At 71.0% G+C, this 14,967-nt stretch carries 13 protein-coding genes; 3 read left to right on the forward strand and 10 right to left on the reverse strand.

The genetic code is table 11. The features are described 5' to 3' along the window. Positions 1–48: 48 nt before the first annotated feature. Both QFW80_RS03815 and gltX read right to left on the reverse strand, forming a co-directional pair. Positions 49–549, reverse strand: a complete 501-nt coding sequence (locus tag QFW80_RS03815; protein ID WP_280599889.1) for a transcriptional repressor — start codon at positions 547–549, stop codon at positions 49–51. Between the two features lie 31 nt (positions 550–580). After that, positions 581–1,987, reverse strand: coding sequence for a glutamate--tRNA ligase (gene gltX, locus QFW80_RS03820; RefSeq protein ID WP_280599890.1), 1,407 nt, complete (start codon positions 1,985–1,987; stop codon positions 581–583). Between the two features lie 301 nt (positions 1,988–2,288). Here gltX and lpxH point away from each other — a divergent pair, with 301 nt between their 5' ends. Next, complete coding sequence (gene lpxH, locus QFW80_RS03825; RefSeq protein WP_280599891.1) at positions 2,289–3,047, forward strand: UDP-2,3-diacylglucosamine diphosphatase; 759 nt, start codon at positions 2,289–2,291, stop codon at positions 3,045–3,047. Between the two features lie 89 nt (positions 3,048–3,136). On the opposite strand, the gene QFW80_RS03830 is transcribed toward lpxH, so the two are convergent. From QFW80_RS03830 to QFW80_RS03855, 6 genes are all read right to left on the reverse strand, one after another. Further along, positions 3,137–3,946 carry a ferritin-like domain-containing protein gene (locus tag QFW80_RS03830; protein WP_280599893.1) on the reverse strand — a complete coding sequence of 270 codons (810 nt, stop codon included), beginning with the start codon at positions 3,944–3,946 and terminating at the stop codon, positions 3,137–3,139. A 13-nt stretch (positions 3,947–3,959) separates the two neighbouring features. Next, entirely contained in the window at positions 3,960–5,432 is a 1,473-nt protein-coding gene (purF, locus tag QFW80_RS03835; protein ID WP_280599895.1) for an amidophosphoribosyltransferase, read from the reverse strand. 57 nt (positions 5,433–5,489) lie between these two features. Continuing rightward, complete coding sequence (locus tag QFW80_RS03840; RefSeq protein WP_280599896.1) at positions 5,490–6,512, reverse strand: SPOR domain-containing protein; 1,023 nt, start codon at positions 6,510–6,512, stop codon at positions 5,490–5,492. Positions 6,513–6,553: 41 nt separating this feature from the next. Next, entirely contained in the window at positions 6,554–7,849 is a 1,296-nt protein-coding gene (gene folC / locus QFW80_RS03845; RefSeq protein ID WP_280599897.1) for a bifunctional tetrahydrofolate synthase/dihydrofolate synthase, read from the reverse strand. Positions 7,850–7,872: 23 nt separating this feature from the next. Further along, entirely contained in the window at positions 7,873–8,520 is a 648-nt protein-coding gene (locus QFW80_RS03850) for a histidine phosphatase family protein (protein WP_280599898.1), read from the reverse strand. Between the two features lie 95 nt (positions 8,521–8,615). Beyond that, entirely contained in the window at positions 8,616–10,787 is a 2,172-nt protein-coding gene (locus tag QFW80_RS03855) for a S46 family peptidase (RefSeq protein WP_280599900.1), read from the reverse strand. Between the two features lie 156 nt (positions 10,788–10,943). Here QFW80_RS03855 and tdh point away from each other — a divergent pair, with 156 nt between their 5' ends. Beyond that, positions 10,944–11,978 carry an L-threonine 3-dehydrogenase gene (gene tdh, locus QFW80_RS03860; RefSeq protein WP_280599901.1) on the forward strand — a complete coding sequence of 345 codons (1,035 nt, stop codon included), beginning with the start codon at positions 10,944–10,946 and terminating at the stop codon, positions 11,976–11,978. A gap of 79 nt (positions 11,979–12,057) precedes the next feature. After that, entirely contained in the window at positions 12,058–13,251 is a 1,194-nt protein-coding gene (gene kbl / locus QFW80_RS03865; protein WP_280599902.1) for a glycine C-acetyltransferase, read from the forward strand. 85 nt (positions 13,252–13,336) lie between these two features. Here the strand turns inward: kbl and QFW80_RS03870 are convergent, their stop codons facing one another. Together QFW80_RS03870 and QFW80_RS03875 are read right to left on the reverse strand one after the other, a co-directional pair. Continuing rightward, positions 13,337–13,828, reverse strand: coding sequence for a hypothetical protein (locus tag QFW80_RS03870; protein WP_280599903.1), 492 nt, complete (start codon positions 13,826–13,828; stop codon positions 13,337–13,339). 155 nt (positions 13,829–13,983) lie between these two features. Beyond that, the coding region (locus tag QFW80_RS03875; protein WP_425603490.1) for an OmpA family protein at positions 13,984–14,967 on the reverse strand (984 nt) is incomplete at its 5' end.

A 14,967-nucleotide genomic window follows, 5' to 3' on the forward strand; every position in this document is an offset into this window, starting at 1 on the left:
CCTGGCGACGCATTGCGGCGCGCGGCCGACCGCCCGCGCCGCGACCGCCTACGCCTTCCCGGCGCACTCCGCACACAGGCCGTGCACTTCCAGCGTCTGCGCCTGCGGGACGAAGCCCAGCGCCCGGGCGCGCTCGTCGAGCGCGGCCACCACGTCGGCATCCTCGAGTTCCACCGCGCCGTGGCAGCGGTCGCAGATCAGGAACGGCACCGAATGCTGGGCGCTGTCGGGGTGATGGCAGGCGACGAAGGCGTTCACCGACTGCAGCTTGTGGATGAAGCCGTTGGCGAGCAGGAAATCGAGCGCGCGGTACACCGTCGGCGGCGCGTCGGCGCCGGCGCCTTCGCCCGAGCGCACCATGTCGAGCAGGTCGTAGGCCTTCACCGGCCGCCCCGCCTCGGCGATCAGCCGCAGCACCCGGGCGCGGATCGGCGTCAGGCGCAGGCCGCGGGCCTGGCAGGCGCGCTCGACCGCGCGCACGAACGCCTGCGCGTCGTGCACGTGGTGGTGCGGATCGATGCAGCCGGTGTCGTGGTCGTGCCTGCCCATGACCGGATGATGGCGCCGCGGACGCCGCTTCTCAACCGCCGGCGGGAACGCGGGCGATCGCGGCCTCGATCCGGCGCAGCGCCTCGTCGCGCCCGGCCAGGTAGACGGTGTGGGCGATGTCGGGGCTGACCTGGGTGCCGGTGATCGCCACCCGCAGCGGCTGCGCCACCTTGCCCATGCCCAGCCCGAGCGCGTCGGCAGTGGCATGCAGCGCGTCGCCGATGCCGTCCACGGTCCACGCCGGCAGTGCCGCCAGGCGCGCGTGCGCGTCGCGCAGCGGCGCGTCGGCGCCGGGCTTGAGATGCTTGGCCACGGCCGCGTCGTCGTAGTGCTCGAGCGGGCCGAACCACACCGCCGCGCGCTCGGCCATGTCCTTCAGCGTCTGCACGCGGTCGCGCAGCGCGACCACGATGTCGGCCGGCGCCGGGCCCTGCGCCAGGTCGTAGCCGCACTGGCGCAGGTGCCATTCCAGGTGCCGGGCGACGTCGGCCGGATCATCGGCCTTCAGGTACTGCTGGTTGAGCCAGCCGAGCTTGGCCGGATCGAGCCGTGCCGCCTTGGCATTGACGTCGGAGAGGTCGAACAGCTGCTGCATCTGCGCGATCGAGAAGATCTCCTGGTCGCCGTGCGACCAGCCCAGCCGCACCAGGTAGTTGAGCAGCGCGTGCGGCAGGTAGCCGGCGTCGCGGTACTGCATCACGTCGGCCGCGCCGGTGCGCTTGCTCAGCTTGGCGCCCTGCTCGTCCAGGATCATCGGCAGGTGCGCGAACGCCGGCACCGGCGCGCCGAGGGCGTGGTACAGGTTGATCTGGCGCGGCGTGTTGTTCACGTGGTCGTCGCCGCGCACCACGTCGGTAATGCGCATGTCGATGTCGTCCACCACCACCGCGAAGTTGTAGGTGGCGTAGCCGTCCGCGCGCAGGATCACCAGGTCGTCGAGCTCGCTGTTGGCGATCTCGATGCGGCCCTTGACCTTGTCGTCCCAGGCCACGGTGCCGTCGACGGGATTCTTGAAGCGGATCACGCGGTTGGGGTCGTCGCGCCTGGCTTCGTTGCGGTCGCGATACGCGCCGTTGTAGCGGGGCTTCTCGCCATTTGCCATCGCCGCTTCGCGCATCGCCTCGAGCGCTTCCTTCGACTCGTACGCGTAGTAGGCCTTGCCCTGTGCGACCAGCTGCTCCGCCATTTCGCGGTAGCGGTCCAGGCGCTGGGTCTGGTAGACCGGGCCTTCGTCGTAGTCCAGGCCCAGCCAGGCCATCGCGTCGAGGATCGCGTCGATCGCCGCCTGGGTGCTGCGCTCGCGGTCGGTGTCTTCGATGCGCAGGACGAATTCGCCGCCGCGGTGGCGCGCCTCGAGCCAGCAGTACAGCGCGGTGCGCGCGCCGCCGATGTGCAGGTAGCCGGTGGGACTGGGGGCGAAACGGGTACGGCAGCTCATGGACGGCATCGGGCAACGGAAACCGCGCAGTTTACCGGCATCGGTCGGCCCGGCCGCCACGATTCCCCGGCACGCTGCAGGCAATCCCCTGCACCGTCCACCAGGCCGCCTTCCGCCCCCGCACCCCGCGCTCGACGCGGCCGCGCAGCTGCGCTGCATGTGTGCGCCTGCACCATGGCGCGCGCGACATCCGGACAGCCCTCGACCGCCTGCGGCCCCGGCCCGGCCGCCCCGGTCCTCGTTGTGCGACAGTGACCATCGCCATGCGACCGGCCCGGCGCGCCGGCCTACAATCCCGGCAATGGCCACGCTGTTCGTCTCCGACCTGCACCTGGACCCGGCGCGACCGGACGTCACCCGCCTGTTCGGCGCCTTCCTCGACGGCGAGGCGCGCGCGGCCGACGCGCTCTACATCCTGGGCGACCTGTTCGAAGCCTGGGTCGGCGACGACGATCCCTCCGAGACCGGTACCTACGTCGCGCAGAAGCTGCGCGCGCTCGCCGACGCGGGGGTGCCGGTGCACTTCCAGCGCGGCAACCGCGACTTCCTCGTCGGTCCGGCGTATGCCGCGCGCGCGAGCCTCCGCATCCTGCCCGACCCGGCCGTGATCGTGCTCGACGGCGCACCCGTGCTGCTCAGCCACGGCGACCTGCTGTGCACCGGCGACGAGGCCTACCAGGCCTTCCGCGCGCAGACGCGCGATCCGGACTGGCAGGCGCGGTTCCTGGCGCAGCCGCTGCAGGCGCGCCTGGCCTTCGCCACGCAGGCGCGCGCGGCCAGCAGCGCGCGCCAGGGCGAACTGGCGCAGGCCGGCACGATGGAGGCGATCACCGACGTCGCCCCGGCGGCGGTCGAAGACTGGTTCGTGCGGTACGGCGTGGACACCCTGATCCATGGCCACACCCACCGGCCGGCGATCCACGCGCTGAGCGTGGCCGGGCGTCCCTGCCGCAGGATCGTGCTGGGCGACTGGTATACGCAGGGTTCGGTGCTGTCGGTGCACGCGGGGGGGTGCGACCTGCGCACGCTGGCGCATTCCCCGCCGCACGCCGTGGCCTGACTCGTTCCCCGCATCGTCGGCACACGTCCGTTGGCGCCGCCCGCAGGCGCGCCACGGGCGGCGAACCACCGGCTCGCCGCAGTTGCGCTTCAGACGCCGTCCGCCGCCTCCCTCAGCGCCGCCAGCTCGGCCTCGCTGAAGCCCGCCGCGCTGCGCGCCTCGACATTGAAGGGCCCGTGCAGCACCGCGCGTGCGTATTCGGCCAGCAAGGCGCGGAACGTGGCCTCGGGTTCGACGCCACGTTGCGCGCAGTACCAGCGGAACCAGCGGCTGCCCGCGGCGACATGCGCGACTTCCTCGCGCAGGATCAGTTCGAGGATCGCGACCGTCTCGCGGTCATCGAGCGCGGCCAGCTTGAGGATCATGCCCGGGGTCACGTCCAGGCCACGCGCCTCGAGCACCCGCGGCACCAGCGCCATCCGCGCCAGGCCGTCGTGCGCGGTCTTCTCGCACATCTCCCACAGGCCGTTGTGGGCGTCGAAATCGCCGTAGTCGTGTCCCAGGGCCCGCAAGCGCGTGCGCAGCAGGGCGAAGTGTCGCGCCTCGTCGTCGGCGATCCGCACCCAGTCGGCGTAGTACGCCGGAGGCAGGCCGCGGAAGCGGTAGGCGGCATCCCAGGCGAGGTCGACGGCGTTGAGTTCGATGTGGGCGATGGCGTGGATGAACGCGGCGCGCCCCGCCGCGCTGCCGAGGCCACGGCGCGGCAGTGTCCGCGGATGCACCAGCCGCGGCCGGTCGGGCCGGCCCGGCATCCGGATCGGATCCGGCGGCGGCGCGGGCGCCGGCACCGCCAGTGCGCCGCGCGCGAACGCCGCGGCATGCGCGTGCGTCAACGCCAGCTTGTCGTCGACCGAAGCGGCATCCAGGCACTCGCGGGCGGCCTCGAACAGCGTCGCCATCGCGGCGGCGCCGTCAGAGCGCGAGTCGGCGCTGGCGCTTAGCGTCGTCCGACCGCAGCTGCTTGATGCCTTCGAAATAACCCGGCTCGACGCCGGTCACGTACTCGCCGCTGAAGCACGAACTGTCGAACTTCATGCCCGGGAACTTGGGCCCGGCGACCGCGGTTTCCAGGTCCGCCAGGTCCTGGTAGACCAGCCAGTCGCAGCCGATCATGCGCTCGATCTCTTCTTCCGTGCGCCCGTGCGCGATCAGCTCCTCGGGCGTGGGCATGTCGATGCCGTAGATGTTGGGATGCCGCACCGGCGGGGCGGCGGAGGCCAGGTAGACCTTGCGCGCGCCGGCGTCGCGCGCCATCTGCACGATCTGCTGCGAGGTGGTGCCGCGCACGATCGAGTCGTCCACCAGCAGCACCACGCGGTTGCGGAACTCGAGCGTGATCGGGTTGAGCTTGCGCTTGACCGACTTCACCCGCTCGCCCTGCCCGGGCATGATGAAGGTGCGGCCGACGTAACGGTTCTTGATGAAGCCCTCGCGGTACTTCACGCCCAGCACGTTGGCGATCTCCAGCGCGGCGTCGCGCGAGGTGTCGGGGATCGGGATCACGGTGTCGATGTCGTGGTCCGGGCGCAGGCGCAGGATCTTCTCGCCCAGGGTCACGCCCATGCGCATGCGCGCCTTGTGCACCGAGATGTTCTCGATCATCGAGTCCGGACGGGCGAAGTACACGTACTCGAAGATGCACGGCGCGTGCGCGGAGGGTTCGGTGCACTGGCGCGTGTGCAGCTCGCCGCGGGGCGTGACCACCACGCCCTCGCCCGGCGCGATGTCGCGCATGCGTTCGAAACCCAGGATGTCCAGCGCCACCGATTCGGACGCCACCGCGTATTCGTTGCCGGCCTCGGTCTCGCGCTTGCCCAGCACCAGCGGCCGGATGCCGTGCGGATCGCGGAACGCCACCAGTCCCAGCCCCAGCACCGTGGCCACCGCGGCATAGCCGCCACGCGCGCGCCGGCCCACCGACTCGATCGCGCGGAACGCGGCCTCGGGGGTGAGCGTGCGGCTCTTGTCGAGCTCGTGCGCGAACACGTTGAGCAGTACTTCCGAGTCGGACTGGGTATTGATGTTGCGCCGGTCCTGCTCGAACACCTCGCGCCGCAGGGTGTCGGTATTGATCAGGTTGCCGTTGTGCGCCAGCGCGATGCCATAGGGCGAATTGACGTAGAACGGCTGCGCCTCGTCGCTGCCCTCGCTGCCCGCGGTGGGATAGCGGCAGTGGGCGATGCCGACCCGGCCTTCGAGCAGGCGCATCGCCTTGGCGTCGAACACGTCGCGCACCAGGCCGTTGCCCTTGTGCACGCGCAGCTGGGTGCCGTTGGCGGTGGCGATGCCGGCCGCATCCTGGCCGCGGTGCTGCAGCACGGTCAGGCCGTCGTACAGCGCGGTCGCGACTTCGGTGGTGGCGACGATGCCGATGATGCCGCACATGGCTGCGATTCCCGTGGCGTTGACGAAGGTGCGAAGTGGAGGCGGTGGCCCGCCCGGTCAAGGATGCGCGCGGACGAGTCCATCCAGGCCGGCCCTGGCCTTGACCTGCGCCTTCAGGCGCTCGGCGTCCTGGCGGGTGGCGACCGGGCCGGCCTTGACCCGGGTCAGGCGTCCCTTGTCGGTGTCGACCGTGTCGGTGAACGCGGCGATCCCGAGGCCGCGCAGGCGATCGCGCAGGCGTGTGGCATCCGCCGCGCCAGCGAAAGCGCCGACCTGGACCGCGAAGCCGACATCGGCCGCTGCCGTCGGGGGCACCGGCGCGGCCGGCGCCGGCGCGGCGGGGACGGCCGGCTCGGCGGCATCGTCGCTGCGCGCCGTGGCGGGAGGCGGCGTCGGACCGGCCGGTGGGCTCGCCGCGGCGTCCAGCGCCACCACGCGCGGGCTCACGTCGTCACGCACCTGCGCGGCGCGCACGCGGACCACTTCGGCCGCCTCGCGCGAGGCGTAGGGTCCGAGCCGGACCCGCTGCGCGGCACGCCCGTTGAGCGTGAAGGGCTCGGTGTAGGCGGTCAGTCCCGCGCCGGCGAGCTGGCGCACGATCAGTTGCGCGTCGCGGGCGCTGGAGAAGGCGCCGAAATGGACCGCGTAGTCGCCGCCGGCGGTCGTGGCGGGCAGCGGCGCGGCGGTCGGCCTGGCAGCGGCCGGTTCCGCGGTGTCGGCATCGGCGCCGGCGGGGGCCGGGGCTGCGGCATGCAGCTGGCGGTCCGCGTCAGCGGGGTCCGCGCCAGAAGCGGCGACCGCACCATCGGGCGAGGCGGTCGCGGTATCGACGGTGGGCAACGCATCGCCGTCGCGCGGCTCGGGCGCGGGCAGTACGCCGCCGGCGGGCGCCTCGGCCGGCACCACCAGTGGCAGGTCGACCGTGCGGTAGCCGTCCTCGGGCGCCTCGGGCACGCGCATCGACAGGTCGGACACGCCGCTGTCGGGGGCCGGCCCCTTGACCAGCATCGGCAGGAAGATCACGGCCAGCGCGACCAGCACGGCGGCACCGATCAGGCGCTGTTTCAGTCCGGCTTCCATCGGGTTGCGGTCGGGTTCGGCAAGAGCGGCGGGCGCGCGGATTATACGCCGGGGTCGCGCGGCGCTTCTGAACCCGCGCCCTGCAATGCGCGCAATGCACATTCGGCGGCATGGAACGATCCGAACACGAGGACGCGGTCGCCGGGACGCGCGGCCGCGAGCGCGGCGGCGAGCGCAGCCGTCGCGTCCCGGCACTGGCCGGCGAGCGCGATACCCGCATCTCGCAGGCGCTCCGCGAGCGCGTCCACCGGGATCCCGCGCGCACCCGCGTCGGGCGTGCCGGCGATCCACCATCCCTGCACGAGGCCGGCCAGCGCCGCGGCCACCCCCGCCGCGTCCTTGTCGGCCAGCGGCGCGTAGACCGCGAACGTGCGTCCGCTGCCGGGGCTCGCCTCGAGCCAGCCCGCGAGCGCGCGCGCGGCCTGCGGGTTATGCCCGATGTCGACGAACACCTCCACGCCGGCGCGCGCCTCGCGCTGGAGCCGCCCCGGCAGCCGCGCAGCGGCGATGCCGCGCGCGATGGCGGTCTCGGGAATCTCGAGGTCGAGGGCGCGCACGGCGGCAATGGCGGTCGCGGCATTGCGCAACTGGACCGGTGCGGCCAGGGCCGGCAGCGGCAGCTCGAGTCCGTAGTTCAGTTCGCGCCAGCGCCAGCGCCCGCCGTCCAGCGGCTCGAAGAAGAAGTCGCTGCCGGCGCGGATCGCCGAGGCCCCCAGCGCGTACGCGTGGCGCAGCACGCTGGCCGGGGGATCATCCTCGCCGAGCACCAGCGGCTTCCAGGCGCGGGCGATGCCGACCTTCTCGGCACCGATGCGCTCGCGATCGTCGCCCAGCCAGGCCTGGTGGTCGAGGTCGACCGTGGTGAGCACCGCGACATCGGCATCGACCAGGTTGGTCGCGTCCAGCCGCCCGCCGAGTCCGACTTCGAGCAGCACGAGGTCTAGGCCCGCGCGCTCGAACAGCCACAGCGCGCCCAGGGTGCCGAATTCGAAGTAGGTCAGCGGCGTGTCCGACCGCGCCTGCTCGACCGCGGCGAACGCGTCGGCCAGCGCGCCGTCCGGCGCGTCGCGGCCGTCGATGCGGACGCGTTCGTTGTAGGCGAACAGGTGCGGCGAGGTATAGGCGCCCACGCGCAGGCCGGCCGCGCGCGCGATCGCCTCGAGGAAGGCGACCGTCGAACCCTTGCCGTTGGTGCCCGCCACCGTGACCACCCGCCTCGCGGGCCTGCCCAGCCCGAGGCGCGCGGCGACCTCGCGCACGCGGTCGAGCCCCATGGCGATCGCCGCCGGATGCTGGCGCTCGATATGGACGAGCCAGTCGGACAGGGTCTCGGGCATCGGTGATCGCCGGACGGGAGGCGCTACAGCGCCCGGTGCACGGCCTCGCCGAAGAACGCGGTGTGGTGCGAGCAGTCGTTCAGGCGCACCACTTCCAGGTGGGCGAGATCGTCCCCTTCGAGCAGGTTGAGCGTGGTCGGGGCCTGGCGGAAGGTCCACAGCTTCGACAGCGGGATGCCCAGCACGTGGCACAGCAGCACGCGGTTGACCGCATCGTGCGCCACCACCAGCAGGGTGTCGTCTCCGCCCAGGCCCTCGACCGACCACTCCAGCGCCTCCCAGGCGCGCCGGAAGACCTGCTTGATCGACTCGCCGCCGCCCGGCATCAGCACGGTGTCCGGCGCCTCGCGCCAGGCGCGCAGCAGGTCGGGGTCGCGTTCGGCGATCTCGCTCGCCAGCAGGCCCTCCCAGCTGCCGTGCGCGATCTCCATGAAGCCCATCTCGGTGGTCAGCATCGGCGCGCGCAGCTCGCCCAGCGCGTACTGCGCGGTGTGGTATGCGCGGGTCAGCGGCGAGCTGACGGCCTTGTCGATGCGCACGTCGCGCAACCGCTCGCCCAGCAGCCGCGCCTGCTTCTCGCCCACCGGCGACAGCGGGATGTCCTCCTGGCCCTGGTAGCGGCCTTCGGCATTCCACGGCGTCTCGCCGTGACGGGCAAGCAGGATTCTCATGCGGCAACGGGTCCGGGTATGGAGGAAGCGGCCGCGACTCCCCGCGGCGCGGCGCCTAGTCTAAAGCCAAGCGTCCGCGCGCGCCCGTTGCCTGCTCAGCGCCGCGGCGCCACGCCCATCTCCTGAAGCAGCTGTGGCGCCGGATAGACCTCCTGCATGATCCAGCGCATGTAGCGCTGGTCGACCGAGATGGTGCGGGTCATGTCCGCGTCGAACACCCAGTTCGAGACCACCGCTTCCCAGTTCATGTCGAACAGCAGGCCGACCAGTTCGCCGCGGGCGTCGAGCACCGGTGAGCCGGAATTGCCGCCGGTGACGTCGAGGTCGGACAGGAAGTTGACCGGCACGGTGCGCAGGCGACGGTCCGTCAGGCCGCCGTAGCGCTTCTCCGCGATCGCGTCGAGCAGCGCCTGCGGGGCGTCGAACGGGGCCTCGCCGGTCGCCTTGGCCGCCACTTCCTCAAGCCGGGTGAACGGCGCCTGCTCGCTGCCGTCGAGCTTGGTATAGGGCTTGACGTTGCCGAAGGTGATGCGCAGCGAGGAGTTGGCGTCGGGATAGACGTGCCCGCCCTGGCTGCGGCGATAGTCCGCCACCGCCTGCAGGTAGGTGGCGCGCGTGGCCAGGCGCTCGCCCGCGCGCGCCTTGCCCTCGCGCTCGAGTTCGAGGATCGACGGCATCAGCGCCACGGCGTAGCGGATAGCCGGATCGCGGTTGCCCTCGAGCTCCTTGCGATCGGCCTGCAGCCAGGCCATGCGGGTATCGGTGTCGCCGATCGCGCTCTTCGCCAGACGGTTCAGCGCGGCATCGATCGCCGCCGCATCGTCGCCCCCGAGCCATTCATCCAGGGCGGGCAGACGCTGCGCCGCGGGCAGCTTCACGTACTCGGCCAGCCAGTAGCGCTGCAGCTCGCGATCCATCGCCGGCACGTAGCGGCGCTCCATCTGCTGCAGGCCGCCCTCGATGGTCGGCAGGTCGCGCGCCTGGTAGCCCTGCTCGCGGTCGCCGTCGGCCTTCTCGCGCTCGATGGCGAGGCGGTACAGGGTGATGGCGGCCGACATCGCGCCGGTGTTGTGGAGCATGCGCACGACCAGGTCGCGCTCGCGCGTCGCGCGCTCGGCCTGGTCGAGCGCCACCAGGCGGCGGTGGGCGTCGATCGCCGCCTCGCCCTCGGCGCCGCGCGAGGACAACCACGCGAGCACCGCGGCTTCCTCCTCCCGCTTGCGGTCCGCCGCGCCGGTGCGGGCGAAGCCTGTGAGCTGGCCCTCGTAGTTCTTCATCACGTTTTCCCAGCCCCGCACCGTGCTGGCGTACTTCACCTCGATGTCGGGATCGGCCTTCCCGCGGGCATCGACCAGCCCCGTGAGCGCCTGGTAGTGGCGTGCGATCGTGGGATAGGCCCACTGCTCGGTGTCCTCGAACTCGCCGGCCAGCGCGTAGCGGCTGGTGCGGCCCGGGTACCCGGCCACCATCACGAAATCGCCGGCGCGCAGCGGTTGCCTGGCGATCTTCAGCCAGTGCTTCGGCTGGTAGGGCACGTTGTCGGGCGAGAAGGCCGCCGGCTTGCCGTCGCGACCGACGTAGGCGCGGTAGAACGCGAAGTCGCCCGTGTGTCGCGGCCACATCCAGTTGTCGATCTCGCCGCCGTAGTTGCCGATGCTGCCCGGCGGCGCGTACGCCAGGCGCACGTCGCGGATCTCGAGGTTGCGGAACAGCCGGTACGCGTTGCCGCCGAGGAAGCTGTACATCCTGCAGTGGTATCCGGGTTCGGCCTCGCATTCGGCGACCAGCTGCTTCTCGACTGCATCCAGCGCCTGGGTGCGCGCGAGCGGCTCGGACTGGGCCGCGATCGCCGCCTGCACGCGTTCGGTGACGTCGGTGATCGCATCCAGCGCATAGATGCGGGCGTTGGGACCGGCGGTGATCTCGTCCGCGTGGGTGGCGGCGTTGAAGCCGTCGCGCATCAGGTTGCGCTCGGGGGTGGAATTGAGCTGGATGGCGCCGTAGGCGCAGTGATGGTTGGTTACCACCAGGCCCTGCGGCGAGACGAAGCTGGCGGTACATCCACCCAGCGAGACCACCGCGCCCAGCGGATCGCCGGTCAGGTCGGACAGCTGTTCAGGATCCAGCTTCAGACCCGCCTTCTTCAGCGGCCCCGAGATTTCCGGCAACTGCTGCGGCACCCACATGCCCTCCGCGGCGCGCGCAGGGGGCAGGCACGCGGCCGCGAGCACGGACAGGGCGAGGAGGAGGCGGCAGCGGCTGGACATGCGGCGGTTCCGGTAATCGTGGTGGCCGCAGTCTAGCCACTCGCGGCAAGGGCCGGCCATGACGATGGTCATGCCCCCGCGCCCTCCGGCGCCGCCGGGGCCTATGGGCCCGCGGCGTATAATCGCGGCCATTCCGATTCGAGGCGACGCTCTCCCATGGGCCGAATGATGAAGGCGCTGGTCAAGCGCGAAGCCGCAAAGGGCATCTGGATGGAACAGGTCCCCGTGCCGGCGCCGGGGCCGAACGAGGTCCTGATCCGGCTCGAGAAGACCGCCATCTGCGGGACCGACCTGCACATCTACCTGTGGGACGAGTGGAGCCAGCGCACGATCCGGCCGGGCCTGGTCATCGGCCACGAGTTCGTGGGCCGGGTGGCCGAACTCGGCCCCGGCGTCACCGGCTATGCCGTGGGCCAGCGCGTCTCGGCCGAAGGCCACATCGTCTGCGGGCACTGCCGCAACTGCCGCGCCGGCAAGCAGCACCTGTGCCCGAACACCGTGGGCATCGGCGTCAACCGCGACGGCGCGTTCGCCGAATACATCGTGATGCCGGCATCGAACCTGTGGCCGATCCCGGACCAGATCCCCTCCGAGCTCGCCGCGTTCTTCGACCCCTACGGCAACGCCGCGCACTGCGCGCTCGAGTTCGATGTGGTCGGCGAGGACGTGCTGATCACCGGCGCCGGCCCGATCGGGGTGATGGCCGCCGGCATCTGCAAGCACATCGGCGCGCGCAACGTGGTGGTGACCGACGTCAACGACTACCGGCTCAAGCTCGCCGCCGACATGGGCGCCACGCGCGTGGTCAACGTGTCCAACACCTCGCTGAAGGAAGTGATGGCCGACCTGCACATGGACGGCTTCGACGTGGGCCTGGAGATGAGCGGCAACCCGCACGCGTTCAACGACATGCTCGATGCGATGTACCACGGCGGCAAGGTCGCCCTGCTCGGCATCCTGCCCAAGGGCGCGGGCGTGGACTGGGACCGCATCATCTTCAAGGGCCTCACCGTGCAGGGCATCTACGGCCGGCGCATGTACGAGACCTGGTACAAGATGACCCAGCTCGTGCTCTCGGGCTTCCCGCTGGGCAAGGTGCTCAGCCACCAGCTGCCCGCCGACGAGTTCCAGAAGGGTTTCGACCTGATGGAATCGGGCAAGTCGGGCAAGGTCGTGCTGTCCTGGAATTGATGTCCTGTCTCCCGCACTCGGGAGCCGTGCCGCCCACGTTCATGCACGCCGCGCGGAAGTGCCGCGCCACGGAGCCGCCATGCCCCTGACCGACCGCTACGCCGCCACGCTCGACGAGATCCGCGAGGCGGGCCTGTTCAAGTCCGAACGCATCATCACCGGCCCGCAGTGCGCGGAGATCACGCTGGCCGACGGCCGCCGGGTGCTGAACTTCTGTGCCAACAACTACCTCGGCCTGGCCGACCATCCGGACATCATCGCGGTGGCCAAGGACGCCCTCGACAGCCACGGCTTCGGCATGGCCTCGGTACGCTTCATCTGCGGCACCCAGGACCTGCACAAACAGCTCGAGCGGACGATCTCGGAGTTCTTCGGCAAGGACGACACGATCCTCTACGCCGCCTGCTTCGACGCCAACGGCGGGCTGTTCGAACCGCTGCTGGGCGAGGACGACGCGGTCATCAGCGATGCCCTCAACCACGCCTCGATCATCGACGGCGTGCGCCTGTGCAAGGCGAAGCGGTACCGCTATGCGAACTGCGACATGGGCGACCTTGAGGCGCAGCTGAAGCAGGCGCGCGCGGACGGCGCGAAGACCATCCTGATCACCACCGACGGCGTGTTCTCGATGGACGGCTTCATCGCGCCGCTCGACGAGATCACCGCGCTGGCCGCGAAATACGATGCGCTGGTGCACATCGACGAGTGCCACGCCACCGGCTTCCTCGGCGCCACCGGCCGCGGTTCGGCCGAGGTCAAGGGCGTACTGGACCGGATCGACATCATCACCGGCACGCTGGGCAAGGCGATGGGCGGCGCGTTAGGCGGGTTCACCACCGCGAAGGCCGAAGTCGTCGAACTGCTGCGCCAGCGTTCGCGCCCCTACCTGTTCTCCAACTCGCTGCCGCCGCACGTGGTGGCCGCGGGCACGCGCGCCTTCCAGATGCTCGACGCTGCGGGCGAACTGCGTGAGCGGCTCGCGGCCAACACCACCTATTTCCGCGAACGCATGACCGCCGTTGGCTTCGATCTGCGCCCCGGGACGCACCCGATCTGCCCGGTCATGCTGTACGAGGCGCCGCTGGCGCAACGCTTCGCCGAGCGGCTGCTCGACGAGGGCGTCTATGCGATCGGCTTCTTCTTCCCGGTGGTGCCCAAGGGCCAGGCCCGGATCCGCACCCAGATGTCCGCCGCGCACACGCGCGAACATCTCGACCGGGCGATCGATGCGTTCATCCGTGTCGGCCGGGAACTGGGCGTCGTGGCGGGCTGATCACGGCGTCCGCGTGTCGCGCGGCCCCGCCGGCGAAGACCCGGCAGGCGCGTCTGCGTCGCGGGCCTTCGCCCGCTCGCCTGCCTTACTGTTCCGGCGGCGCCTCGACCGGCTCTGCGGCAGCCGCAGGCGCCGCGGCCGGTGCGACCCGGCGCCCGGCGCTGTAGCCGTTCGCCTGCAGCCAGGCGTCGAAGTCGTCCGCGGTCATGCGCTTGCCGTTCTGGGTCATGTTGAACCGGTACGGCGTATTGTCGTGCTCGGTCTTCTTGACATAGCCGGCAGCCGCCGGGGCGGTGACCGCCCCTGTCGCCGGCACCGCGGCGGCGACGTTCTGGCAGCCTTCCACGCGCAGGCGCCACAGGACGTTGTCGACCGACTGCGACTCGTCGAAATCGGGGGCCAGTACCCCGCGCTGTGAGCCGAGCTGCGGATTCGCGATCACGAAACCCGCGGCCACCGGCGCCAGCACCGTGGGCTGTACGGCGAGCGGCTGCGGCAGGGACGCACCCTGGCACTGCGTGGACGCCTGTGCATTCAACGCCGCCATCGACAGCACCATTATCGCCAGTCCACGCATCGCCCCGACTCCCGCACTCATGAATTGCGCGGGAGTGTAGCAGCGCCAGTCGGGCTGGCAAGACCGTGCGTCGCGCGCGCCTCGCAGGAATGCACGCACAAAAAAGGAAGCCCGGCGTGAGCCGGGCTTCCTGTTCTGCAGCTGCAACGGTCAGATCAGTTCTGGACGTTGAGCTCGGTACGGCGGTTGACCTCGCTCTTGCAGCCCGGCAGCGTCTGCGCCGTCGGCTCCAGCGGACGGCTCTCGCCGTAACCCGTCGGACCCATCAGGCGGCCGGCATCGATGCCGTTGCTGGTCAGGTAGTCGTACACCGCCGACGCGCGACGCTCCGACAGACCCTGGTTGTAGGCATCCGAACCGCACAGGTCGGTGTGGCCCGCCACCTCGACACGCAGGTCGGGATAGCGCTTCAGGATCTCCACCGCCTCGTTCAGGATCTGCACCGCGTCAGGACGCAGCGTCGAACGGTCGAAGTCGAAGTTCACGCCGTTCAGGTCGATCGTGATCGGGGCCGGCGGCGGCGGCGGGGCCGGCTGGGCCGGCGGCGGCGGCGGCGGCGGAGCCACCGGCGCGGTCGGCTCCGGACCCAGCGGGATGATCACGCCCACCGACGCGATCACGTCGCTGAAGTAGCTCTCTTCCTGCTGGTGCGGGTAGCCGCCCGAGTCCACGCCGCTCTCGGCCGCGTAGCTCTGGTCGTCGAAGTCGAAACGGGTCGCCACTTCGGCACGCACCGCCACGCGACGCGAGAAGTCGCCCTGCAGGCCGACGCCGATCTTGGCCGCCAGGTTGCCGTCTTCACGCTGCGCCGGCGAGTTCGCGCTCGGGAACGCGTCGTACTCTTCTTCCGAACGCTGGTAACCCAGGCCGAACAGCACGTACGGGGCCCAGTTGCGCTCTTCGTTGATGAAGTGGCGACGCAGGTCCAGCGAGATGCCGTACTGGCTCCAGTTCAGGTCCTGGTTGTGGTCGAAATTCGGGTTCTGGTAGTTCACCTCACCCTCCACCGACCAGACCGGGCTGATGAACTTGCCCACGCCCAGCGCGACCGCCGGAGCGTCGTTCGTGCGACGGTCGTTGTCCTGGAGGTTGAAGCCGGCCGAGCCGCTGATGTACCAGCGATCATCGAATTCCTGCGC

The sequence above is a fragment of the Luteimonas rhizosphaericola genome (assembly GCF_029888045.1).
GTDB classification, from domain to species: domain Bacteria; phylum Pseudomonadota; class Gammaproteobacteria; order Xanthomonadales; family Xanthomonadaceae; genus Luteimonas; species Luteimonas rhizosphaericola.

Excerpts from the sequence above, each read along its gene's own strand:
- QFW80_RS03815 (WP_280599889.1), bottom strand. The coding sequence starts at position 549 with ATGGGCAGGCACGACCACGACACCGGCTGCATCGATCCGCACCACCAC.
- gltX (WP_280599890.1), bottom strand. The coding sequence starts at position 1,987 with ATGAGCTGCCGTACCCGTTTCGCCCCCAGTCCCACCGGCTACCTGCAC.
- lpxH (WP_280599891.1), top strand. The coding sequence starts at position 2,289 with ATGGCCACGCTGTTCGTCTCCGACCTGCACCTGGACCCGGCGCGACCG.
- QFW80_RS03830 (WP_280599893.1), bottom strand. The coding sequence starts at position 3,946 with ATGGCGACGCTGTTCGAGGCCGCCCGCGAGTGCCTGGATGCCGCTTCG.
- purF (WP_280599895.1), bottom strand. The coding sequence starts at position 5,432 with ATGTGCGGCATCATCGGCATCGTCGCCACCACCGAAGTCGCGACCGCG.
- QFW80_RS03840 (WP_280599896.1), bottom strand. The coding sequence starts at position 6,512 with ATGGAAGCCGGACTGAAACAGCGCCTGATCGGTGCCGCCGTGCTGGTC.
- folC (WP_280599897.1), bottom strand. The coding sequence starts at position 7,849 with ATGCCCGAGACCCTGTCCGACTGGCTCGTCCATATCGAGCGCCAGCAT.
- QFW80_RS03850 (WP_280599898.1), bottom strand. The coding sequence starts at position 8,520 with ATGAGAATCCTGCTTGCCCGTCACGGCGAGACGCCGTGGAATGCCGAA.
- QFW80_RS03855 (WP_280599900.1), bottom strand. The coding sequence starts at position 10,787 with ATGTCCAGCCGCTGCCGCCTCCTCCTCGCCCTGTCCGTGCTCGCGGCC.
- tdh (WP_280599901.1), top strand. The coding sequence starts at position 10,944 with ATGGGCCGAATGATGAAGGCGCTGGTCAAGCGCGAAGCCGCAAAGGGC.
- kbl (WP_280599902.1), top strand. The coding sequence starts at position 12,058 with ATGCCCCTGACCGACCGCTACGCCGCCACGCTCGACGAGATCCGCGAG.
- QFW80_RS03870 (WP_280599903.1), bottom strand. The coding sequence starts at position 13,828 with ATGCGTGGACTGGCGATAATGGTGCTGTCGATGGCGGCGTTGAATGCA.